This window comes from Moorena sp. SIO4A1 (assembly GCF_010672065.1).
GTDB lineage: Bacteria > Cyanobacteriota > Cyanobacteriia > Cyanobacteriales > Coleofasciculaceae > Moorena.
The window spans coordinates 93,068-118,006 of record NZ_JAAHHX010000026.1 but is presented as its reverse complement, the minus strand read 5'-3'; the positions used below and the strand labels follow the sequence as shown (position 1 = coordinate 118,006).

The 24,939-nt window shown below is 43.2% G+C and carries 16 protein-coding genes; 8 read left to right on the top strand and 8 right to left on the bottom strand.

Annotated features, from left to right (window positions below; translation table 11 throughout):
• Together F6K53_RS18725 and metH are read right to left on the bottom strand one after the other, a co-directional pair.
• On the bottom strand, positions 1 to 353 hold a 353-nt coding region (locus F6K53_RS18725), incomplete at its 3' end, for a hypothetical protein (RefSeq protein WP_293081645.1).
• 444 nt (positions 354 to 797) lie between these two features.
• Positions 798 to 4,403, bottom strand: a complete 3,606-nt coding sequence (gene metH, locus F6K53_RS18720; protein WP_293067045.1) for a methionine synthase — start codon at positions 4,401 to 4,403, stop codon at positions 798 to 800.
• A gap of 729 nt (positions 4,404 to 5,132) precedes the next feature.
• On the opposite strand from metH, the gene F6K53_RS18715 reads away from it, so the two are divergent.
• Positions 5,133 to 5,336: a hypothetical protein gene (locus tag F6K53_RS18715; protein ID WP_293067048.1), complete on the top strand. Its 204-nt coding sequence runs from the start codon at positions 5,133 to 5,135 to the stop codon at positions 5,334 to 5,336.
• 497 nt (positions 5,337 to 5,833) lie between these two features.
• Complete coding sequence (locus tag F6K53_RS18710) at positions 5,834 to 6,049, top strand: hypothetical protein (protein WP_293023363.1); 216 nt, start codon at positions 5,834 to 5,836, stop codon at positions 6,047 to 6,049.
• Between the two features lie 236 nt (positions 6,050 to 6,285).
• On the opposite strand, the gene F6K53_RS18705 is transcribed toward F6K53_RS18710, so the two are convergent.
• Positions 6,286 to 6,453 (bottom strand): hypothetical protein, encoded by a 168-nt coding sequence (locus tag F6K53_RS18705; RefSeq protein ID WP_293067051.1) that lies wholly within the window; start codon positions 6,451 to 6,453, stop codon positions 6,286 to 6,288.
• Between the two features lie 154 nt (positions 6,454 to 6,607).
• On the opposite strand from F6K53_RS18705, the gene F6K53_RS18700 reads away from it, so the two are divergent.
• Positions 6,608 to 9,811: a CHAT domain-containing tetratricopeptide repeat protein gene (locus F6K53_RS18700; RefSeq protein ID WP_293067054.1), complete on the top strand. Its 3,204-nt coding sequence runs from the start codon at positions 6,608 to 6,610 to the stop codon at positions 9,809 to 9,811.
• A gap of 292 nt (positions 9,812 to 10,103) precedes the next feature.
• Here F6K53_RS18700 and F6K53_RS18695 read toward each other — a convergent pair whose 3' ends face one another.
• Complete coding sequence (locus F6K53_RS18695; RefSeq protein WP_293081642.1) at positions 10,104 to 10,298, bottom strand: hypothetical protein; 195 nt, start codon at positions 10,296 to 10,298, stop codon at positions 10,104 to 10,106.
• Positions 10,299 to 10,688: 390 nt separating this feature from the next.
• Between F6K53_RS18695 and F6K53_RS18690 the strand changes: the two genes are divergently transcribed.
• The 3 genes from F6K53_RS18690 to F6K53_RS18680 all read left to right on the top strand — a co-directional run bounded on the left by F6K53_RS18690 (position 10,689) and on the right by F6K53_RS18680 (position 20,155).
• On the top strand, positions 10,689 to 13,184 hold the full coding sequence (locus F6K53_RS18690; protein WP_293067060.1) for a cellulose biosynthesis cyclic di-GMP-binding regulatory protein BcsB: 2,496 nt from the start codon (positions 10,689 to 10,691) through the stop codon (positions 13,182 to 13,184).
• A complete protein-coding gene (gene bcsA / locus F6K53_RS18685) occupies positions 13,184 to 15,772 on the top strand; it encodes a UDP-forming cellulose synthase catalytic subunit (RefSeq protein WP_293081639.1) in 2,589 nt (862 codons plus the stop codon). The genes F6K53_RS18690 and bcsA overlap by 1 nt, the downstream gene beginning before the upstream one ends.
• A gap of 696 nt (positions 15,773 to 16,468) precedes the next feature.
• A complete protein-coding gene (locus F6K53_RS18680; RefSeq protein ID WP_293067066.1) occupies positions 16,469 to 20,155 on the top strand; it encodes an NB-ARC domain-containing protein in 3,687 nt (1,228 codons plus the stop codon).
• 1 nt (position 20,156) lies between these two features.
• On the opposite strand, the gene F6K53_RS18675 is transcribed toward F6K53_RS18680, so the two are convergent.
• Positions 20,157 to 20,321, bottom strand: a complete 165-nt coding sequence (locus F6K53_RS18675) for a hypothetical protein (protein WP_293028936.1) — start codon at positions 20,319 to 20,321, stop codon at positions 20,157 to 20,159.
• Between the two features lie 172 nt (positions 20,322 to 20,493).
• On the opposite strand from F6K53_RS18675, the gene F6K53_RS18670 reads away from it, so the two are divergent.
• The gene (locus tag F6K53_RS18670; protein ID WP_198954017.1) at positions 20,494 to 20,658 is read left to right on the top strand and encodes a plasmid partition protein ParG; all 165 of its coding nucleotides are present in this window, start codon (positions 20,494 to 20,496) and stop codon (positions 20,656 to 20,658) included.
• Between the two features lie 487 nt (positions 20,659 to 21,145).
• Here F6K53_RS18670 and F6K53_RS18665 read toward each other — a convergent pair whose 3' ends face one another.
• Positions 21,146 to 21,772 carry a type I restriction endonuclease gene (locus F6K53_RS18665; protein ID WP_293067070.1) on the bottom strand — a complete coding sequence of 209 codons (627 nt, stop codon included), beginning with the start codon at positions 21,770 to 21,772 and terminating at the stop codon, positions 21,146 to 21,148.
• 579 nt (positions 21,773 to 22,351) lie between these two features.
• Here F6K53_RS18665 and F6K53_RS18660 point away from each other — a divergent pair.
• Positions 22,352 to 23,155, top strand: coding sequence for a TPM domain-containing protein (locus F6K53_RS18660; protein ID WP_293028968.1), 804 nt, complete (start codon positions 22,352 to 22,354; stop codon positions 23,153 to 23,155).
• 93 nt (positions 23,156 to 23,248) lie between these two features.
• Here the strand turns inward: F6K53_RS18660 and rph are convergent, their stop codons facing one another.
• Positions 23,249 to 23,953, bottom strand: a complete 705-nt coding sequence (gene rph, locus F6K53_RS18655) for a ribonuclease PH (RefSeq protein WP_293028965.1) — start codon at positions 23,951 to 23,953, stop codon at positions 23,249 to 23,251.
• 100 nt (positions 23,954 to 24,053) lie between these two features.
• Positions 24,054 to 24,626: a dCMP deaminase family protein gene (locus F6K53_RS18650; protein WP_293028962.1), complete on the bottom strand. Its 573-nt coding sequence runs from the start codon at positions 24,624 to 24,626 to the stop codon at positions 24,054 to 24,056.
• Positions 24,627 to 24,939: the final 313 nt, after the last annotated feature.

Here is a 24,939-nt window from a genome sequence, read left to right as displayed (position 1 = left end):
AAGGGAAGGCTACTGAACTGGCCAGGTGCGCCCCTCCACCCAAGGGTACCTGTAGAACTAACAGGCTTACCGTCAAGGTAGAAATGGATTTTAATTGGGCCGCAATGAGTAGGGGGGACGACATACTGGACTTTTAAGACACCCCGCGTTGTTACGTCTATTGCGAAGCGGTTACTGCATACTTGGCCACTGCCATTACAATATATTTCTTCTGGGCCAAAATTTTGACTCTTGATGATCACCGGAGGAAACAAATTATGCCAATTCTGGATCACAGCTGCCCCCAGTAGACCAACCAGGCCAATTACAGCGACAATTATCTCTATCCTATGACTTTTATCTTGACCACTCATCCCACTTTACCAAAAGTTATGATCATCGACGTTCGATGACTTTTCATTTTGTTGTTTTACCTAATTTATAATTATATATTATAAAGAGTAAATATTCAATCGGTGGACATTGTTCCGAGTCTGTTACCAGTTTATGTAGGGTGGGCAATGCTTGATACAGCTTCACCAAGCTGGGCTTTGCACCTTGATGAACACTGCCCACCCTAAGATTAATAAAAATGATGCAAGATTCCAGTGTTAATCAACTGAAATCTTGCTAGCTTACTCAAATTTCAAAAACCTAAGCCATCAAGCGTTGCTGAATCAAGGAATGAATGTCCAATCATCTGGTTTTGGTCAAGCCCCCTAAATCCCCCAAGTTTGGGGGACTTTGAAAGTCTTGTTCCCCCCAAACTTGGGGGGCTAGGGGGGCAAAACCATACCCATAATCAGCAACGCCAGCCATCAAGCAGTAAAATATCTAGCGATGGGGTGATAAGCTACAATTGCTGTCGTAGATTGCTCTGGATACAATTGCTCACTCTCATCCATGTATAACTTAATGCGATCGCATTCCAACAAATCCAACTGCTTGTACTGATCCTGGAGATTTGGACAAGCGGGATAGCCAAAACTATACCGTGAACCCTGATAGCGCTGAGCCAACACATCCCGAATGCTATCGGGTTCTCGATCTGCGAACCCTAACTCCCGACGAATCCGAGCATGACTCCACTCCGCCAAGGCTTCAGCGATTTGTACCGCCAATCCGTGGTAATACAAATAATCGGTATATTGATCACCATCAAATAATTTCTTAGCGTACTCTGTGGCAATATCACCTACAGTTACCGCCTGCATTGGGAACACATCGAATTGACCTGCTTCTGCCAACTCCTTCGGTAAAAAGAAATCCGCTATACACAAACGCTTACCAGACCGTTGCCGAGGAAACTCAAATCGTGCCACCTCTTGCAATTCCTTCGAGTCTTTAGCGCCTTCAGGATTCATCCCTTGGGCATCATAAATTATCAAGGAATTCCCCTCAGCTAAACAAGGAAAATATCCATAGACTACCTGGGGATGTAACAAGTTCTCAGCAAGAGTTTTTTCCTTCCATTTCGCCAGAATTGGGTCAACCTTTTCCTTCAAAAACTGATTATACTCTTCCCTCGACTGGTCCTTTGGCTTCCGAAACTGCCATTGTCCAGCAATCAACGCCTGCAAATCCAGATACCAAAAGACTTCCTCGAAGGAAATATCTTCTGGCTGGAGTATCTTGGTTCCCCAGAATGGCGGTGTTGGACGCTCAATATCCAAGGTTACCCCTTCCGAACGATTAGTATCTGGGGGAGTTGAAGGGGGAGTTGAAGGTTGAAGGTTAGATGGTTGCAGGTTGTTTTGTGAACCATTCTCCTGTAACTTGTCAACTTTCAACTCGGAAGAAGCTTCAACCGCTACACCATTCTCTAGCTCATCGATAAAGCCTTTAATATCATCCCAGTTACCAGCTGATTTTGCTGGCATTAATTTATCCATGAAATGGAGGTCAGAAAAGGCATCTTTACCATAAACCACCTGACCGTTGTAGGTATTCTGGCAGTCCTTATGGACAAATTTTGGTGTTAGGGCAGCACCCCCTAGAATAACTGGTACCGTAATTCCCCGCTCATTAAAGGTTGCCAGATTATCCTTCATAAAAGCGGTAGACTTCACCAGTAGCCCACTCATGGCAATACAGTCAGCATTGTGCTTTTCATAAGCATCAATAATATTTTCCACTGGCTGTTTAATCCCCAAGTTAATCACCTCGTAGCCATTGTTGGACAAGATGATATCTACTAAATTCTTGCCAATATCGTGAACATCTCCTTTCACCGTAGCAATTACAAAGGTACCTTTAGCATTCTTCCCTGCTTCAGATTTTTCCATATATGGCTCTAAATAGGCCACTGCTGCCTTCATGGTTTGAGCAGATTGTAATACAAACGGCAGCTGCATTTGCCCGGAACCAAATAGTTCTCCTACCACTTTCATACCGTCGAGCAAAAAGGTATTGATAATCTCCAGGGGAGGATATTTTTCTCGGGCTTTCTCCAGTTGTTCTTCTAAACCAATCCGTTCCCCATCAATAATATGACGCTTGAGCCGCTCTTCTACCGATAGGTTTTCATCCTGGGAGCGATCGCGTTTTGTAGTTTTGCCTTCAAACAGGGTAGTCAGCTCGGCCAAGGGGTCATAGGTACACACATCCCCATCAAACTGCCGCTGATCATAAATCAGTTTTCGACAAACCTCTTGATGCTCTGGCTCAATCTTGGCTAAGGGCAAAATCTTACTAGCACTAACAATTGCTGCATCCATCCCTGCTTGCATTGCTTCGTGCAAGAACATGGAATTAAGCACAATTCGAGCTGCTGGGTTTAGTCCAAAGGAAATATTAGAAACCCCAAGCATAACATGACACCCAGGCAATTCTTCCCGAATCCGACGAATGGATTCGATTGTCCCTTTGCCGTTTTCCCGGTCTTCCTCAATTCCTGTGGAAATTGGTAGCGCTAGCGTATCAAAGAAGAGTTCATGAGCTGGGATACCATATGCGATCGCATCGTTATAAGCACGTTTAGCAATTTCAAACTTCTTATCCGCTGTCCGCGCCATACCATCTTCATCGATAGTACCAATTACCACTCCCGCGCCATAGATTTTAGCTAACTCCAGTACCTTATAGAACCTAGGTTCCCCATCTTCGTAGTTAGTGGAGTTCAGGATACACTTACCCCCAACTACCTTTAAGCCAGCCTCCATCTTTTCCCATTCCGTAGAGTCCAGCATCAGGGGTAAGGTGGAATTTGTGACTAAACGGGAGGCCAATTCGTTCATATCCCGAACTCCATCCCGTCCCACATAGTCCACGTTAACATCTAGGACGTTAGCCCCTTCCCTAATTTGGGATTTAGCCAAAGATACCAATCCATCCCAATCTTCTGCGTTGAGCATGGTGCGGCACTTTTTAGAACCACTAGCATTGAGGCGTTCACCAACAATTAGGAAAGAATTATCTTGCTCATAAGGTTGGGAGCTGTAAATCGATGCTGCTGACGGTTCATGCTTAGGATGTCGCTCCTTCGGGGTCAGGGTTTTGGAAAGCTCCGCTAACTGTTGAATATGAGCTGGCCTAGTACCGCAACAGCCACCAATAACTTGTACTCCCAAATCCTCTACAAAATGCATCAGTGCCATCCGCAGTTCCATGGGAGTAAGCCTGTAGTGAGCATGCCCTCCGACATTTTCCGGTAATCCAGCATTAGGGATACAAGAAACCACAAATGGGGAACACTCAGACAAGTATTTGATATGTTCCTTCATTTGCTCTGGCCCAGTGGCACAGTTAAGACCAAGGATATCAATCGGGTAAGGCTCTAGAATCGTTAGCGCCGCATTAATTTCTGACCCCACCAGCATAGTACCCATCACTTCCATAGTGATCGATACCATCAGTGGGAGTCTTGCCCCTTTTTTTTCAAATACCTCTTCTATGGCATTCAGCGCTGCCTTAATTTGCAGCACATCCTGACAGGTTTCCACAATCAGCAAATCAGAACCGCCATCATACAACCCTAAGGCTTGTTCCACATAGGCGTTCTTCAAGGTATCAAAATCAATATGTCCCAGGGTAGGGAGTTTAGTACCAGGACCCATGGACCCTGCCACAAACCTAGGTTTTTCTGGAGTAGAGTATTCCGCTGCCATCCGTTTCCCTAGTTCCGCAGCAGCTTTATTTAGGTAATAGGCTTGGTCAGCTAGATCATATTCTGCCAGTACAATCGAGGTACCCCCAAAGGTATCCGTTTCAATCACATCTGCTCCCACCTCCAGGAAGCCCCGATGCACCTTTTCCACTGCTTCTGGTTTAGTATGGACAAGGTACTCATTACATCCCTCGTACTCAGGTCCACCAAAGTCTTCAGCGGTAAGGTTTTGGGTTTGGAGAGATGTTCCAGTTGCCCCATCAAATACGATAACCGGGCGCTTTGGGCTATGGAGGTGATTGAGGAAAGGGCTATTCATAGATTCGATTCAGTTGCTATTTGTTGACCGTTGACAGTGTACGGTTGAGAGTTTAGGTAATTTAGTTGATTTATGTCGGCTCTTATAATTACTTTATCAAAAATCACACAAATTGCTTTATTTAATTTTTGTTATAATTTAAATTTTAGGTCAAATTAGGTTTTTTAGAAAAAAACTAATTGTTTTTTTTTACAGTTGTTTATGTAGGGTTTAATTAACTTCAGTTAAAGGGTAAAACAAACAGTAATTTACAAATTACATTATCAAATAATTAGTATAAATTCAATAGTGTGCAACGTTAATTTACTAGTTTGGTAAATCCATTAAAGCCGATTTATAGCGTTGATCATACTTATAGTTAACAGATGCAGCGCTAACGACTCAGTTTACGTCGGCACGGATCTCTTAGAAAATCCCTTGGGATGGTGAGTCCCTACGGTGCAGAAAAAGTTAGGCAGTGCAGGGATTAAAAACACCGGCTTACTTTGGGTAGCCAATTGTGTCCAATTCCAGAAACTGCTGAAAGACAATCTCCTCTAAAAAATGCTATAATATAGAGTAACTATGTGATGGGAAAGACCATGCAAGTTAAAGACTTGACTATTGAAGAGTTTAAGCTGCTCATCCTGAAGCTGCTTTTGCCCAGTGGGTTGCTATGGCCTGCAAATTAATATTGGTCGGGCAATTACGACTATTTCATGATTCCCCTCGAGAAGAGAGTGTGGGGAGATGGGGAGATGGGGAGATGGGGAGATGAGGAGATTTTTATTGCATTCGCGTAGCGTGGCCTTAGGCCAATCCTGTTCATCTCACCATGGGATCGCCTCAAGGTCAAAATGCGAACGCGCCCCGCGTGACCTTAGGTCAATCGCATTCATCCCATCCTATGATGCCCTCAACTTTTCCCTGTTCCCTTGTTTACATCTTAACTAAAAATGCTATCCCTATTTCAGCTTTCTGTCTTTTGTTGCCATAAAAGATAGGAAGCTAATTTTTTGATTACCAATAATAACTCGAATTAAGTAAGCCTTCAGCTGAAGGCTGATAGCTGATAGTTTACATTATAAACCAAATATAGCAATTCTCTATGCCATGAGGTACAAAGGGATCCCCCTAAGTCCCTATTATCAAGGGGGACTTTGACCTCATAAATCCTAGAAAGGGATCCCCCGTTGGTCCCCCTTATCAAGGGGGACTTTGACCTCATAAATCCTAGAAACGCTACAACCCAAAAGCTGATGATAACAACACCAGAAAATTATCAGCTTTGTTTTAATACTATTACCTCTTACTTTTTGCCATACTCTCCACACTTTCCACATTCTACTATTGGCCATATTTCGTAATAAAAAAAAAATCCCAAACCCCTTGACATTTTAATTAATTTATTTATATATTAATAATATAAGCACTTAAGAGGAAAGATTATCATGACTGAAAACATTCCCCCCACCCCAGACAACCAAGGTCGCCAACCTAAGAAATCCAAGCTCTTGTTGATCGGAACTCCTCAACAGGTTCGCGATACAATTAATGCCCTGTATTCCCTTAAGTATGCATATCCCTATGAGTGGAGCACTCCCGAGCCCACTGAAAAGCCTGGTGAGGTGATGACCACTTTGGTCGGATATTTTTACCTAGACTAGGATAGGAATTTGCCAGGGCTTTGACGCCCTGGCCACCATCAAGATTTAAGGTTGTTTTATGAAGTGGGATGAAGTAGTATGGAATAGCATAAATCGGAGTTTAGAATGTGGTTGCTTTCGAGCAATTGCTGACTAACTCTGGTGGAATGTTTTTAGTCATCAGAATTGATTTCATTGAGTTGACCTATTGTGTACTCGTTTTTGTGTACACTTTAGAATTCGGTCAAGACTTGGGGTTAACCAGAACTTGACCGAATTTTTTTTATTGTTATTAATAGCAAAGGGAGTAGGGAGTAGGGAGTAGGGAGTAGGGAATAAAATTTGGCTTTGCTTAATAATGGAATGATTTTAAGAGTTTTGTAGAATGGGCATCTTGCGTGGAACTGGCATCTTGCCAGTTTCATGCTTATTTTCCTGCGGGCATCCTGCCCACTCTACTTCTATTCATTTGAAGATTCAGCAACACCGAAAATTTAGATTTTACTAGAAAGCGCTATAGTTAAAGAAATTATTAATTGGGTGAAGTACTTACTAGGAGCAGAGAGTAGGGAGTAGGAAATGGACAAACAAAGACTACAAGCATACGTCAACCTGATCAAGCAACTGCTAACTTGTTCCAGCGGTGAAGAAGTCCAAATTATTGAGAGCAACCGCGAGTTAGTGGATGCAGAGTTATTGCAGGTAATGGCACAAGTAGCAGAACAACTAGCAGCAAATGGCGACCAAAATAGCGCTGATGTTTTACTCCATCTTAGGAGTGATATTTTAGCCGTAATATCAGAAACCCCTACCTCAACTAATCCCTCATCCCAAGACTATCTGAAATTATTTAAACAGATATTGCAAGCAACTGGTAACAGCAATGGCGACCCCAAAGTCGTGTACCCACTTTTGGAAGCAAACCTAGACAAACTCGATGATAACTTTATAGATATTCTGCAAAGGTGGACAAGTGCTAAATTCTCAGAAGTGGAACCAGAACTAGCACAAGACATTGCTAATAATATCTGGTATTTCAGCGACCTCATCCAGCAGTTTCCCCTGGGGAATAAAGCTAATAATATAGAAATCGCCATTGCTGGTTACGAACAGGTACTAAACGTCTTTACTCGTGAGAGTAACCGGGAAAGTTGGGCAGGGACTCAAAACAACCTGGGCAATGCCTACATTAACAGAATCCGTGACAACAGGGCATTGAATCTCGAAAAAGCGATTAAAGCATACGAAGTAGCATTGGAAGTTCGCACCGAAGAAGACTGCCCCATCCACTGGGCAATGACTCAAAACAACCTGGGTATAGCCTACTGTCAAAGAATTCACCACGACAGGTCTGAGAATGTCGAAAAAGCTATTAAAGCATTCCGAAGAGCTTTGTCAGTTTACACCAAAGAAAACTTCCCCATCCACTGGGCAATGACTCAAAACAACCGGGGTACTGCCTACCTTTACATAATCCATGGCGACAGGGCTGACAATCTAGAAAAAGCGATTAAAGCATTTCAACTAGCATTGAAAGTTCGTACCCAAAAAGACTTCCCCATCCACTGGGCAACGACTCAAAACAACCTGGGCATTGCCTACCGTGACCGAATCCGTGGCCACAGGGCATTGAATCTCGAAAGAGCTATTAAAGCATTCCGACTAGCATTAAAAGTTCGCACCAAATCAGACTTCCCCCAAGATTGGGCAGATACTCAAAACAACCTGGGAAATGCCTATCGTGGCCGAATCTGTGGTAGTAGGCAAGAGAATCTCGAAAAATCGATTGAAGCATTCCAACTAGCATTGTCAGTTTGCACCAAATCAGACTTCCCCATTGATTGGGCAGGGACTCAAAACAACTTGGGCAATGCCTATAGCCAGAGAATTCGTGGTGATAAGCAAGAGAATCTGAAACTTGCTATTGAAGCATACCAAGGAGCATTGGAAGTTTACACCCCAGAAGCAGATCCGATTAACTGTCTCCGAACTTCCCGCAACTTAGGCCACCTTCACTTTGGCGAAGGTAACTGGCAAACCGCCATCGATGCCTACCAACAAGGAATCACCGCAGTCGAAATCAGTCGCAGTTGGGCAATTAATGATCAAAATCGTCAACAGATTATGGCTGACGCTATAGAAGTTTATCACAAACTAGTGCAAGCCTATATCAATATAGAACAGAAGGATAAAGCCATCGAAACAGTCGAGCGCAGCAAAGCCCGGGACCTAGTGCAACTGCTCACCAACCGCGACCTTTATCCAAAAGGTAATGTTCCCCAAGGGATAATCACCGAGTTAAATCAACTACGTCGAAACATTCCATCATTGGAAAAACAGTTACAAGTAGTTTTTGATAAACTATCAGGAAATAGCGATGACAAACAACAACAGCAACGACAATCTTTAGAGGAGTCACGGAAACGACTACAGCAAGAATTACAGCAGTCGCGACAGCAGCTAGATCAGGTACTAAAGCAAATCAATGATAACTATGACTCCAGTTTCAGTCTAACTCAAACCGTGGAAACTATTCCCTTTAGGGATATTCAGAGCCTGATTGATCAAGGCACCGCTATCATTGAGTGGTATGTTACCAGGGATAAAATTCTTACCTTTATTGTCACCAGTCACAGTCAGCAGCCCATAGTTGTGTCATCCTCTGCTGAAAAGCTGGAAAGGTTGGAAGAGTGGGATAAAGACTATACCAATGCCTACCGCAACCAAAAAAATCAATGGATAACCAATCTATCCACTCGTCTCGCGGAACTCGCTACAATATTAGATATTGATAACATTATTTCTGAGATTGATCGAGTATTTGAGAACGTTGGGGGTAAATGCGATCGCTTAATTCTAGTGCCCCATCGTTTCCTGCATCTGTTTCCACTCCATGCTTTACCTTTATCAAAGGATAATTTACTTATCGATCGCTTTGAAAGAGGAGTAAGTTATGCCCCTAGTAGCCAGTTACTGAAACTAACAAAACAACAACATCGCCCCGACTTCAATAACTTATTTGCTATCCAAAACCCAACTAGACCTGAAGCAAAACCCTTGCCTGGCTCGAAACTAGAAGTTGATAAAATCCGACAATACTTTGACCCCAAGCACAGTATAGTTCTTGCTGAAGCAGAGGCAACCGAAGCCAAACTAAATCAAAATATCAAGCAACTCCACTCTGCTCACTGTGTCCACTTTTCTTGTCATGGCAAGTTCGAGCCTAAATCTCCCCTAGAATCAGCCCTACTTCTAGCAGATGCAGACCTAACCTTGTACAAAATTTTTAAACTTGATCTCAATCAATGTCGTATTGTCGGCTTTTCTGCCTGTGAAACTGGGATGACCCTTTCCAGTAACGAAGAAGAAGATTCTAGCTTACCTAGTGGTTTAGATGAATATATTGGTTTGCCTAGCGGTTTTCTCTATGCAGGTAGCCCTAGCGTTGTCAGCACCCTCTGGAAAGTCGATCCTCTTGCCACTGCTTTATTGCTGAATTTAACAACAACTTTCAGTTTACAACAATTGTTATCGAAAATAGCGCTTTATATTATATTTAAAGCAATCCGTGTCGAAATTTTGATAATTTTTCTTCCCTACTCCCTACTCCCTACTCCCTACTCCCTTCAAACACCTTCAGGGCATGCGAGAAATAAATTGTACCAACAGGGGGGCTGTAAACAACAGAGCGATATCAATAACAGTGATAGTGGCGAAGCGAATTTGTTGATTAGTCATAATTACTTATTTCCTCATTTATCAAGGTACCTTAAATTTTCTTAACCCTGGTCTGTTCGCAAAGCGTGGCCAACGGCCTTAGCTCCCTTGAAACACTTTCAGGGCATCCGTGAAATGAATTGTACTAACAGGGGGGCTGTAAACAACAGAGCGATATCAATAACGGTGATAGTGGCGAAGCGAATCTGTTGACTACTCATAATTACCTATTTCCTCCAGCAGTTATCTAAAACTTCTTTAAAGTTGATGTGAATATACTACAGTCCACAATAATTTCACTGCACCGACTTAGCTCACCCACCTTAGTGATTTTTTCAACCGATTGGTGTGATCTGGATCACAATAGCAAAGGTAACAGGGAGTCGGGAGTCGGGAGTCGGGAGTCGGGAGTCGGGAGTCGGGAGTAGGAAGTCGGGAGTCGGGAGTCGGGAGTCGGGAATATGGCATCAAAAATTCTCGCATTTGTATTTGAGTTGTAAACATAATCCCTCAGGCAAGAGGCAAGAGCCAAGAAGCCACAGGCAAGAGGCAAGAGCTATATAGAGATTTTTGGCAATGGAAAAAACTGTAATCGCTGTTTACAATTCATTTAGAAACCCGATACCAATCCAGGGATTTTCCTTAATGCATATAAAATTAAATTTGTCAACCCACTTTACTGAACTTTTATGGTAGCCACAATCTCCTAGAAGCCTGTGGTAAATTTAACTCAAAGACTGCGGAAGCTTCCCGATCGCAAAGGTTGGGATAAGAAGGATTCCGTTCCCCAATTCTCATCAGTCAAGGGTGTATCTGATTTTTATTCAACCGCTGGGAATCTAACTAGCTAGCTCCGGATTAGGTAGCGCTAGCCTTGTATGAATACCTAAACATCCCATGAGGCAATTTAATTTGTAATCAGAGTTAAAACTTCCTTCTGCTGATGAAACGCTTTTTTCGCAAGACTTTTGCCCATCTACCCAAAAAAACTCCTAGGTCACAGCCATCAGATGGTCACTCTAGCGCTAATCAAGCCTCTACTTCTGTGAGGTGTGATACTAAAGCAGATCATCGTCGGCATTCGTTCCAAAGATATTCTTTAGTCCTGCTATTATTCCTCAGCTGTAGTATTTCCATTGGGTTAAGCACAGGTTTAGTGTATGCCCAAAGTGATGGCAGTACCACCGATTCCAACAAAACCCTACGGGAGAGTACCATCGAGGAACTCAAGGAAAAATCTCAACCGACCTTTGCTTTACCTTCCCCACCAACTAAAGCTCCTGAGATCGATGCTCCTCCTGCTGGTCAGTACATCCTAGAATTCAATCGCAGCCCAGTAGTAGGGTCTCGTCTTAGTTTAAGAGGCATCTATGACGAGGCGCGGCTAGGGTTTACTCGTCCCCGAGATTGGCAACTCAAATCTGTCAAAGCCTTGATTCGCTTTCGCCATTCTCCAGCCCTCTATGCCACTCGCTCTAATCTTACCGTTCTAATTAATGGTGTTAGCGTTGGCAGTATTCCTCTCAACCGCCAGGAGGGGGAAATTGGGAATGTGCTCTTTAATATTCCTATGGACCAACTCCGTAACTACAACCAAATCACAATTGCGGCGCTACAGAATAACTCTCCTACCTGTACTCAAGACCCCTATGATCCTTCCCTATGGACAGAAATTCTGCCGGATTCAAAAATAGTCTTTGATTTTGAACCCCAACCGGTTTCTCTAGACTTCAATCGCTATCCTTACCCGATCTTTGATGACCTGAGCCTAGAACCAAATCAAATTACTTATCTGTTGCCCAAGGAGATTAATGATAATTGGTTAACTAGCACTGCTCGTTTCCAAGCTTCCTTAGGTAGGCTAGCGGATTATCGTCCCCTGAAGACTTCCTTAGTGAAATCTGTCAAAGAGGCCAGTGGAACGGGGATTAATCGCTTTTCTGGTAATCGGTTGGTAATCATCGGCACACCAGAACAACAGCCAGAACTCAAATCCCTGAAACTACCCCTTCCTGTAGCAAACAATCAGATTATCGATGCTAAGGAAAAAGCCTTACCACCCGATGTCGGGGTCTTAATGTTAACCAGCACTCCTGGCAATCAAGCCGCAGTATTGGTAGCAACAGGTAATGGGCCAGAAGGAGTGGCGAAAGCAGTACAGTTTTTAGTGCAATCCCAAGACCGTCAAATTGGTACCAGTCAAGTGATCTTAGTTGAAAAGCTCGACGAAGTGCCAACCCCTGCACCCCGTGATTGGCCAGACTATTTACCTCTAGAACCCACATTCAAGGTCAGCGACCTCAAAACTCCCTACAATCAGCCGATTGAGGATATCACAGTCAGGGGTTCTGATTCCCCACCCATTACGATTAACTTCCGGGCATTGCCGGATGATAAGTTTGAGGGGGATAACTATATGAACCTAATTTATAGCTACAGCCCCCAAATTAATCCCAAAACCTCAGTAGTGGAAGTCAAGCTAGATGGCATTGCCCTGATCGGCAAAAAGCTAACTTCCATCGATGGTGGAACTAGAGAATCCCTGAGGATTGCCCTGCCTAATGACAAAATTACCCCCTATTCTAAAATCCAGGTCGATTTTCGTCTTGATGCTCGGGAACGCCGCTCCTGTAGCAAAGTAACTGACCAACAGCTTTGGGGTACCTTGCACAGTGATACAAATTTTCAACTCCAGCGCACCAGTGTTGCCAAAGTGCCAGATTTGGGGTTGCTGAAAACGGGTTATCCCTTTGCTGCTCCTCAGGATTTATCCAATACCGTTATTGTGCTACCAAAAGACCCCTCAACTAGTGTACTGATGACATTACTAAAGTTCACTAACAGATTGGGACGGTTAAGCAAAGCGGAATCAATCCAGTTATCAGTTTACACCAAAGATTCTTTACCCACTGAGGAACGCAGTGACCATCATCTGGTAGGAATTGGTACTCAAGAGAAATTTCCTTTTCCCGAAATTTTATCCTCTAGTGGCTTGAAATTAAAAGATTTATTGACACGGCAGCGCAGTGATAGTCAGATTAAAACCTGGTCTGATCATGATGGGGTGATCAAAGAAATTATCTCACCATGGAATAAAGAACGGGTGCTGCTTGCTCTAATTGCTCAAACCGAAAAAGGCTTAGATAAAGTCCAATATTTATTAAACCAAGACCCACTCTTCTATCAAATCAAGGGAGACACAGTACTGATTAGTGCTAACTCTGAAAATCCCAATATTTATGAACAAAATTCTTATAATATGGAGTTTTTCCAGGAAAAGCGAAAGCGTCAACTGGAAAAACCTGAGTTGACTCAGCAAATTTTTAACTTCATAATAAGAAGTTGGTTGATGTTAGCTCCAGCTATTATAGCTGCTACCATGATTAGTTACGGTGTTATTCAGTTTTATCTACAAAAAATGGCTAGGGATAGAAATTAATGACTATTCCATTTTTAAAGATTAGGTCAAAACCGGGTCAAAAAGGCTTGGTGACCACACCCCAACAGCGAGAGAAACTAACAGTCTGGGTAGTGGAAGACTTCCCCTATATATTTGACCAGATTTTACAGTGGCTAAGTCGTCGTCAATTGCTGTTGCTAATTGGATCTTTACTATTGCTATTCATTCCTCTAATTACTGCTCGCCCACCAATTTGGCAACAAGGGTTGCTTGCTTTAATTGTGTTACTGCTGGGACGGGTGATTATTCAGATGGAGGAAGATAAACCCAATCGTAAAACCAGTGAATATCTCCACTTATTGTTGGTTTTACTTAGCGTTTTTACTAGCCTACGCTATTTTTATTACCGCACTCGATATACCCTTAATTTTGAAGGGTGGCTGAATATCGTTTTTTGCTTGCTGTTGTATGGAGCAGAATTCTATGCGATCGCCACCTTATTTTTGGCGTACTTTCAAACCTTAAAAATCAAAGAACGTCAAGCGGTTAGTTTAGAAAATATTCCCCAAGAGGAGTGGTTTAGGGTTGATATTTACATTCCTACCTATAACGAAGATATCGAAATTGTCCGCAAAACAACCTTAGGGGCTGTAGCCATTGACTATCCGGCTGATAAAAAATCGGTTTATGTCCTTGATGATGGCAGAAAGTATCCAGAGCGTAGGGAAAAGTTGCGCCAAATGTGCGAGGAGCTAGGCTGCGAACTACTGACTAGGAATAACAATGATCATGCTAAAGCTGGCAATATCAATACGGCTTTTCACAATACCAAAGGAGATTTAGTCCTTATTCTCGATTGTGACCACATTCCCGCTAAAAGGTTATTGAAGGAAACTGTTGGCTTCTTTTTTAACCCTAAGGTTTCCTTTGTCCAAACACCCCACTGGTTTTATAACCCAGACCCCTTTGAGCGTAATCTGCTCACAGAAGGCAGAATACCTGTGGGTAATGAACTGTTTTATAAAGTGCTGCAAAAGGGCAATGATTTCTGGAATGCAGCTTTCTTTTGTGGGTCTGCGGCTGTGATTCGGAAAAAGCACGTGCTGGAAATCGGAGGTATTGCTACCGAAACAGTTACCGAAGACTGCCATACTGCGTTCCGTCTCCACTCATTGGGTTACGAGTCGGTCTATTACGACAAGATTATGGTGGCAGGTTTAGCGCCAGAGAAATTTTCGGCCTATATCGGTCAACAGGTACGTTGGGCTAGGGGAATGGCTCAGATTCTGCGCCTGGAAAATCCCTTGTTCAACCGGAAGGTGAGGTTGAGCCTACCCCAACGGTTGTGCTACACGAGTGCCACAGCCCACTTTTTCTTCGGCTTCCCGCGATTGATGTATGCGATCGCACCCACTCTATTCTTATTATTTGGCATCAATTCGGTTAAGGGTCTGGGTTTTGAAACCTTGTGCTATGCTCTGCCTCACGTTATTTTATCGATGCAGACCAACCACATTCCCTACAAGCACGTCCGTTTCTCCTTCTGGAACGAGATTTTTGAATTTGCCCTGTCATTCCAGGCGGGAATTGTTACCCTCTTAGCTCTGATTAATCCTAAGTTAGGGTCTTTCAATGTTACCGATAAAGGGATGAATGTTACCAAGCGCAGCTTTGATTTTGATTCGGTCAAGTACCTGGTGTTAGTGACAGTAGTGGCTACTGCTGCCTTGTTAACTGTACCCCTGTGGCTATGGTTAAGACCGGAGGATAGCCAAGCGGTGATTGTTAATGTGTTTTGGTCTATCTTTAACTTAATCCTGCTGATGGCTGCTTGTCTAGTTGCTTTCGAGCAACCCCAACTCCGTCGTTCCCACCGGATGCCAAGGAAGTTAAAGGCTGTGATTCATACTCCACACCACAGTTGGAGAGGTGAAACCGTTAATATTAGTGAAAGTGGCGTCCAAATTCTGCTGAATACCAGACCCAACATCCCTGATGAAATCAGAGTGGAACTCGAAGGAGACTACGGACACAAGTGCTTGGTCCGAGGGCGGGTGATGCGAGAAGTTGCCATGGGGGAGCAGGTGAGGCTATATGTTGATTTTATTAATCTCACCCGTACTCAGCAAGATGATCTGGTGTTAGTTATTTATTCTGATGTCAATGAGTGGTATTCCCAGAGACGATCTGAGACAGACCATCCTCTGGAATCCCTTAAGTTTATTGCTACGAGTATCAGACGAGTCTTCCGTGAATTCCGACCAGCTAAAGAGACGAAGGTACGTCAAAAGATTCAAACGGCGGTGCAATTATATTGGGATTACTGGAAAAACTATTCCGTTAGCGCGACAATCACGGAAATTGGAACTCATGATTTACGGTTGGAATTAGATGGCAGGCAGATTAGCAATCTCGATATCATGCAGGACACTAAACCCATCGTCAGTTTACTGGTAACTCAAGAATCTAATAACTTAAAAGATATTAGTTTTTTGGCTAAGGTGCAAACTATAGAGCCAGTTGATAGCGGATCTGTTAATTCGATTGCGATCGAGTTAAGTTTCCCACAATCAATGGAAGAGCAGCAACAGCTCAAAATTCGACAGCTTCTGTATAGCTTGGATTGATAGTAAATGGAACAAGGAATAGGGAAAATGAACCTCCTGTTTCTTGACCTATCATAGTAACAGGTGTAATAACAGGTGTCAAGGCAAAATGAAAGATAAAACAGTGATGATTAGGTTGACTGACTTTGAAAAGCGACAACTTAAACAGGAGGCCGAACGCGCCCCGCGTGACCTACGGTCAATCGTAGAGGGATGACTTCCTCCGAGTTGCTCAGAAGCTTGATAGCTCGTTTCCCCGAACGCGCCCCGCGTCGGCGAAAGCCGAATCCCAAAGACCCTGTCCGCGATTCATCCCTGGAGACGAAACCGATAGATAGGGTCGCCAAAATCGGCAAAGTTTTCCGTTCGCCTACGGCGAATTTAATTCGCCACGGGTCACACCTGTTTTACCCATAACCGACTAACCATAAAGGCGACCCTATCCTTACGGTAACTTTAAACACTCATGGCGTAGCATTGAGATGTGGGGCTTCTCGCGGAGTCAGCTAAAATTCAGGTAACATTGTAATGTGGATTGGTCTGATTGAGGTAACTAGACCGATTTTTTTTTACCCTAAATTGCTGCACTCTCTACCAAATAAGCTTTTTCGGCTATTGTGTCACCCCCTGATCCATAAAACCTAACACCTACGACCTTAACTGTTAGTAAATCACAATATTCTATTATAGCAGAATAAACTATAATCAAAACTGTATATGAACCTTGAAGACGCTCTGGAATTCGCCAATGCCTTAGTGTTTGCCAAATCGGGGAATCATCTCACTGATTTACAGCAAGCCTTAATTGAGGCATCTTGGTCTTGGAAGCGTCAGAGTTATGATACTATTGCAGATACCTATGGCTATGCCCCGACTTACCTCAAACATGATGTCGGTCCCAAGCTGTGGAAACTTCTCTCAGAGGCTTTGGGGGAAAGAGTCAGTAAAAAGAACTTTCGCTCAGCAATCGAACGAAGGTGGCGCAGTGAACAGGAAACGATCCCCTCGAACCAACCAGTAACTCGACAGGAAACAGATGGGATTGGCCTAAGGCCACGCTACAGGAACGCAAAACCACGTCAAGATTGGTCAGAAGCCGTTGATGTTCGTTTCTTTTATGGAAGACAATCAGAACTAGCCCAGTTGCAGCAATGGATTCTGAGCGAACACTGTCGGCTAGTGGCCTTGTTAGGTATGGGCGGCATGGGCAAAACCTCCCTCTCCATCAAGCTTGCCCAACAACTCCAAAACCAGTTTGAGTTTGTTATTTGGCGCTCCCTACGTAATGCTCCTGACCTATCAGAGATTTTGACTCAGTTGCTGAGATTTCTATCCAATCAGCAAGACATTGATTTACCAGATACCACAGACGATAAAATTTCCCGACTGCTGAATTATTTACGCTCCCACCGCTGTTTGCTAGTTCTCGACAATATGGAGACAATTTTACAAGGGGGAGCTCAAAGCAATGCTGCTGGACATTATCAAGCTGGATATGAAGAATACGGTCAACTATTGAGACGGTGGGGAGAAACCTCCCATCAAAGCTGCTTAGTACTAACCTCTCGGGAGAAGCCTCAAGAAATTGGACTGCTAGAAGCAGAAGTTCTACCTGTTCGCTCCCTACAAATAAGTGGCTTAACAACCGCTGAAGGACAAGAAATTTTTAATATAATCGGGTCTTTTAAAGGTGAAGAAAGGGAATGGAATCAGTTAATTACAGGGTATTCTGGTAATCCCTTAGCTCTAAAAATTGTGGCCACAACAATTCATAAATTATTCGCGGGTAATATTGCAGAATTTTTAAATCAAGATGCGATAATATTCGGTAATTTTAAAAATCTTTTAGATCAGCATTTTGCCCGATTAAGCGATCCAGAACGAACAGTAATTTTTTGGCTCGCCATCAATCGAGAAGAAGCCTCATTTGCTGACTTACGAGATGATATATTCCCTCCTGTCCCACCCCAACAACTGATCGACACCTTGGAATCCTTAGAACAGCGATCGCTTGTGGAAAGAAAAGCGTCTCTGTTTTCCCTACAACCGGTGGTGATGGAATACGTAACTGAACGCTTGGTTGAGCAAATTTGTGAAGACATTATTGCTGGGGTAAGCGCCATTAATAACACTAATAACTGGGAAAATTACCTATTTAGAACTCATGCTATCCTCAAAGCTCAGACCAAAGATTATCTTAGAAATACTCAAATTCGTCTAATTATCAAACCCATTGTAGAGCGTCTACAGATTGCTTTAACTGGTAAAGCTAACCTAGAAACCCATCTAAATCAGATTCTCGACACTCTTAGAGGCAAACCTGCCTTAGCCATTGGCTACGCTGGTGGAAATATTATTAATCTCCTTTGTCAACAGCAAATCTGTTTAAAAGGCTATGATTTTTCAAGAGTTACCATTTGGCAAGCTTATCTACAAGGGGTGGATTTACAAGATGTCAATTTCGCTCACTCCGATTTATCTAAGTCAGTGTTTACTAAAACCTTAGGAGTAGTATTTGGGGTAGCGTTTAGTCCTGATGGTAAGCTTTTAGCTACTGGAGATGTGGAAGGTCAGTTGCGTTTATGGCAAGTCGAGAATGGTAAGCCAATTTTAATTTGCAAAGGTCATACTGGTTGGGTTTGGTCTGTTGTCTTTAGTCCTGATGGTAATACCCTAGCCAGTTGCAGTAGTGACAAAACTATTAAACTATGGAATGTCAGCACAGGTCAGTGTATTAAAACTTTAGAAGGCCATACCAGTTCTATTTGGTCAGTAGCATTCAGTAGGGATGGTAAAACCCTAGCCAGTGGTAGTGATGAATCAACAGTAAGGCTTTGGGATGTAAACACTGGTGAATGCCGTCAGGTATGTCAGGGACACACCGGTCAAGTCCTTGCGGTGGCCTTTAGTGCAGATGGTAAAACCTTAGCCAGTGGTAGTGATGACCAGACAATGAGACTGTGGGATCTTAGTACTGGTGAATGTCGCCAGATCTGTCATGGTCATACTAATCGGATTTGGTCTGTTAATTTTAGTCCCGATGGTGCTATCTTAGCCAGTGCAAGTGCTGACTTTACCATTAAATTGTGGGACCGATGCACAGGTGAATGTCTCAACACCTTAACTAACCATAGCGATAGAGTAAGGTCGGTGATGTTTAGTGCAGATGGGCAAACCCTAGTCAGTGGCAGTGATGACCAGACGGTGAGACTGTGGAATGTCAGCAGTGGTGAATGCCTGAACTACCTACAAGGACACACCAATTCTATATTTTCAGTGGCATTTAATCGGGATGGTCGCACCGTAGCTAGTGGCAGCAGTGACCAAACCGTACGTCTATGGAATAGCAACACAGGTCGATGTCTTAAAATTCTACAAGGATATACTAATTCTGTATTTTCAGCAGTATTCAGTCCCAATGGTCAACAATTAGCCAGTGCCAGTACTGACAAAATGGTCAGGTTGTGGGATGTCAGTAGTGATAGCTGTTTAAAGAGACTGGAGGGACACACCGGTTGGGTGACTTCTGTGGCATTTCATCCCAATGGTGAAATTCTCGCTAGCAGCAGCGCTGACCAAACCATACACTTGTGGTCAGTGAGAACAGGTCAATGCCTGAAAGTATTGCGCGGTCACTCCTATTGGGTGCAATCCGTTAGCTTTAGTCCTCTTGGTGAGATTCTTGCCAGTAGTGGTGATGACAAAACCATCCGGTTATGGGATGTCAATACTGGTGAATGTTTTAAGATATTACGGGGTCACACCAGTTGGATTTGGTCTGTTACCTTCAGTCGAGACGGTCAAACCCTAGCCAGTGGTAGTGAAGACGAAACCATACGCTTATGGAATGTCAGCAGTAGTGAATGTCTCAAGGTTTTACAGGGTCACACTAGTCGAGTACAGTCGGTAGCGTTTAGTCCTGATGGCAAAACCCTAGTTAGTAGCAGTGGAGACCAAACTGTTCGGGTTTGGGATGTTAGGACTGGGGAATGTGTCAAGATTTTACGAGGCCATAGTAAAGGCGTCTGGTCTGTCGCCTTTAGTCCTGATGGTGAGTTGATTGCCAGTGGTAGCTTAGATCAAACCATTAGGCTTTGGCAAGCAAGTACGGGTAACTATCTGAGAACCTTACATGGTCATAGGAATTCAGTACGGTCATCGATTGGGTTTAGTCCTGTAAAACATCAAGATCACCAGGGTAGGTCTGATCAAGAACAGGTGAGCAGTTATTGGCTTACCAGTGGCAGTAATGATGGGACTATTAAAGTTTGGGCTACTCACACAGGTCAGTGTATTAAAACCCTGATTCCTGATCGACCTTACCAAGGTATGAATATCACAGGGGTTACGGGTTTGACCCTAGCACAGAAGTCAGCACTGGAAGCGTTGGGGGCGCTGAGTTGATCTAGAGAAGATGGGAACGAAACACGAGTTCAAATTGGGTGTCAGGGATTCGCTGACGGGATCCTTCTGTATAAGAGCAAGTGCGGTAGCGACCGATGATTACCCATTGGGTTGGGGGAACTAGAGGAGTCGCTGCCCAAGGCTGGAGGTTTTGTGGATAAGCCATAATGTAGCTATCTCCGTTGAACAATCGAGTAGTAGCCAGCCGATGAACTCTGAAGCGTCGGCGCGCGGGCTTTCCCCATCCTACCTCATCCCTGGGAAAATAAATTTATAAATTTTGTAAAAAAAATCATTGATGCCAGAATGGAGTAAAGTTGTTTACTGGTAGTAGGACAGTGGCTGAAGAATCAATACGGGTTTATCTATCCAAAGATAAAAAAAAGAACTTTAAAGCAGCTTGTGTTATGCAAGACAGGGACATGAGCGATGTTGTCAATGAATTAATTGACAAGTGGCTTGATCAAAATGGCGTATATATACATGGAGAAAAGGAGACATGAATAAATACTGAAGTGCTATCGGTAATAGCTTTACAGACTTATGCGTTCGCGCAGCGTCGGGCTTTGCCCGAATCGCATTTCAGTATCTCTTGTTGTATCTCATTTTGATGCCTTACTATAATCCTTTTAAGTCTGGCATTAAAACCATGCTTAGCCAGCATACTATGACCAAAAAAATTTGGGTTTAAAGCCCCGTCCTTTTAGGACGGCTTTAAGCTATTATTGATGTTAGCGGTAAAGGGCACACATAAAAAGCGAAGTAGGTCTAGCGGACGGCTTCTAATCCGGAACCCTGGTAGCAAAAATCCGCGCATCTTGTACAAATGTGGAAGCTGGGCAAGAGAAATTAAAAATCTCCACCACCTAGTACCGCTGGGCGCAATTAAAAATTAAAAATTCTTCAATGGTTACTATAGCGTTTTCACATCTGATGTTAAAGCGCTATACTTCCTTGTTTATCTCAGAGCTGACAGTTATCAGCTGTCAGTCATTGACGTACTAACTGACCTAAGTGTTTTAATATTCTCGCGACAGTATATAGATCATTGCCACGATTCAGCAGAGAGAACTGATTAGAAAAAGCATATTGCAGTTTATCTTGTCGAATCAGTTTTATAAAAATAAATTCACCGCCATTCGTGACAAATCCGAAAGCAGGCTTTTGTAGCTCAGGATTAGCCAACATATAAGCTAGAGCTTGTGGTATCCCTACCTTTAAAGAGTATTCTGCTCGTTTCGCTTCAATCACCACTATCCAAAACTGAGGTTGGCAAATCAAAATATCAATTCGTCCCCTGACAATCGTTTCCTGATCTTCCGATGAAATTTGTACATCCTTTTCAGCAATAATATAGAAGGGTGGGCGATAAAAATCAGCAATTCTCAACAATGGGGATAGCACCACCATTTTGACAATCGGTTCTACCATGGGATACTCAGATAAGTGAAGATAGTCATCCTTGACTCGATCTAGCCATTGTTTTTCTAGCTCATTTAGTTCCGGTAAATCCTCTTGCCATTCTGGAAATAATTGCTCTTCTGTATTGGGCTCTAGTCCAAATTTTTCCTTCAATTGAGGCAGAGAAATATCTTGGGCTACGATTGTTTCTACCATTATCCTTTGGGAATTGTTAATTAGGTTAATTAGGTTAATTAGGAATTTAAATTTTATTTTTAATTGCTAATGCTTTTACCTTATTATAAACCTTCGCGTAGATTGGCCTATGGTCAATCGTAAAAATAATATCGCTCTCAATTTTAAGTAATTACTGCATTACGTGGCTATTTTATCCTTTACAATACTGTTTAATTTAACCCCTAATTCTGATTCTAATTCTACAGGTTTATTTTTGATCACCACCTGATGGAATCCAGCCGCTAACTGGAGATAGTTCTGGCAATTCAACATGTAACCAACCTACACTCCCTTCTCCTCCCACACCTCCCACACCTCCCACACTCCCTGTTTGACCCTGATGTCAGAAACTTACCCCTGTCAATCATCCCTGTACTGTACAAGATTGACCGTAGGTCACGCTACGCGATGAAGCGAAGCTTCCGCTAAAAGCGATCGAACATTTTGCGATCGCAACCAAGATTAGAATAAAGTAAACAAGTGTAAAGAAATGCTTAGTTTTACTTGATTATTTATCTAAAAGATAAGCATACTGTCCATTGCCGGTTGAAAATAACTATGCAGTATCTGTTTCCAAAACGAATTTTAGTATCCTTAGCAGCACTGTTCCTAGCTTGTTCTATGTGGGCGATTGCTCCTGAGGCAAAGGCTTACGACAATCCTGAGTTACTGCCCGAGGTTCAAACACCAGTCATTGATTTAGCGAACTTTATTCCAGAGCTTCAAGAGCAGAAACTAGTCGAAGATTTAGAAAGCTTTGAGGAGGAAACTGGCTGGAAACTCCGAGTTTTGACCCAATATGACCGCACCCCTGGTCGGGCAGTCAAAGAGTTTTGGGGACTTAACGACAAAAGTGTGTTACTGATTGCTGACGCCCGAGGGGGTAATATTCTAGGGTTTAACGTGGGTGATGCCCTCTATGAATTCCTTCCTCGGACATTTTGGGTAGAGTTGCAAACCCGATTTGGTAATCTCTACTTTGTACGGGATAATGGCGAAAACCAATCCATTATCGAATCCCTAGATACGGTCAAGCAATGCCTGCGCCAAGGTGGATGTCGGGTGGTACCTGGACTACCACGGGAACAGTGGATTCTGACCCTAATTACTTCTACTCTCGGAGGAGTGATTTTTGGATTTGCGGCTATCCCCCGCAAACGGGAACAGGTTTTCGCTTGGCAATGGGCTTTGATTTTGTCGCCACTTTGGGGTATCCTGTTTATTGCCTTCGGTATTGGACCTGTGGTGACACGGACATCTGATTACTTGCCACTATTGCGCAATATTATTGGTTTTCTTCTCGGTGCGATTGTGGCTTACTTGTCACCAGTGATTAGTGAATCATCAGCTTCAGAAACTTAACACCTGGTCAAATCCCCGTAATTTCCGGAATTTTCCGGAAATTAATAGCTAGGTTGCAGGAGTTCCTACTCATTACTCAGCACTATGTTTCTGCTAGCGCTGTGCTTCTAATAACTCCTTAATACCTTTTTCTGCTAGGTCCATCAACTGATTGAGTTGATGGCGAGTATAAGCCCCTGACTCCGCTGTTCCCTGAACCTCAATAATACCCATTTGGTCGTTCATCACTACATTAAAATCCACATCAGCCGCCACATCTTCGAGATAGTTGAGGTCTAAAAAGGGCTCACCTTCCAATAAACCGACGGAGACAGCAGCAACTTGGTGAATTAAAGGCGATCGCTCTAGTACTCCCGTTTTAACCAGTTTATCCACAGCATCCGCAAGAGCAACATATCCCCCAGTAATGGAGGTAGTGCGGGTACCTGCATCCGCCTGTAAAACATCCGCATCTACCGTAATGGTCCTCTCGCCCAAGGCTTTGAGATCAACAGCAGCCCGTAAACTACGTCCGATTAACCGCTGAATTTCCTGAGTTCGACCGGAAAGCTTGAGAAGTTCCCGTCTTTGGCGTTCCGGTGTTGCTCCTGGTAACATCCTATACTCAGCGGTTAGCCAGCCGCTGCCAGTATCCTTGAGAAATCGGGGGACTTCCTCCTGAACCGTCACGGTACAAAGTACTTTGGTCTCACCACAGTGAGCTAAAACGGAACCAAGAGCATAGCGGGTAAACTCTCGCTCAAACAAAATGGGACGTAGTTGATCCGCTTGTCGGTGATCAGGACGCTGCCAAGACATAAGTTATGTAGCAAAGGGAGTAGGGAGTAGGGAGTAGGGAGTAGGGAGTAGGGAGTAGGGAACAAAAATTATCACAATATTATTGAGCTATATTATCGAGCTAGTCACCGTTAATAATTGTGTAATTGTTTTCAATAATTTTGTCCGACAATTTAGTAACAGATGTTGGATTGAGGAGAAATGAAGCTGCTCGTTTAGCTGTTTCTTCACTTAACTGGATTTGGGTTAGGCTAACTAAGCCGTCGTTCAGAAAATGATCTCTAACTAGAGCTTTCTCTCCACTATTGAAGATAGTCTCATAAAAAACTTTCTTTATGCCAGCTGAAATGATTAACTTCAAGCACGATACACAAGGTTCTAGGGTGACATAAATAGTCGCTCCAGCAGTGGCAATACCATGTTTAGCTGCAAACGCGATCGCATTCGCTTCAGCATGAACAGCTCGGGATGGCATGGTACGAGACGCATCGCAGCTACTTAGTCCAGCATAGCAGTATCCCTGAGCTGTGCAATGACTTGAGCCAGATGGGGGACCATTGTAACCTGTTGCTAAAATCTGATTGTTTTTAACAATCACTGCTCCTACAGGAAAGGCTAAACAGGTTGAGCGAGTAGCTGCTAGCTTAGCCATCATTAAAAAGTATTCATCCCAGTTTGGTCTTTCATTAGTCATTGGTAATTTTAAAGTTGTTAATGATCAATTTTATATCAATGTCAGTTTAGTTGATGACATAAACTATCATCGTCTTTTTTAAGTGAACAGGGAGCAGGTAAAAGAGAACAGTAAATAGAAACATGTCTTAACCTTTACTGTGGTTGCTATAACTTGTCATTTTACCAAGAACTATTCACCAAACTATCTTTGGTTATTTTTTACACCAAACTCGTTTTTTAGGTTATCTATAGTTGATGCTGATCAATAACTGCTTATCAATAACTTATCCTAGTCATGAAGTACAGTCAATTTTCCCATGGGTCACTCCTTA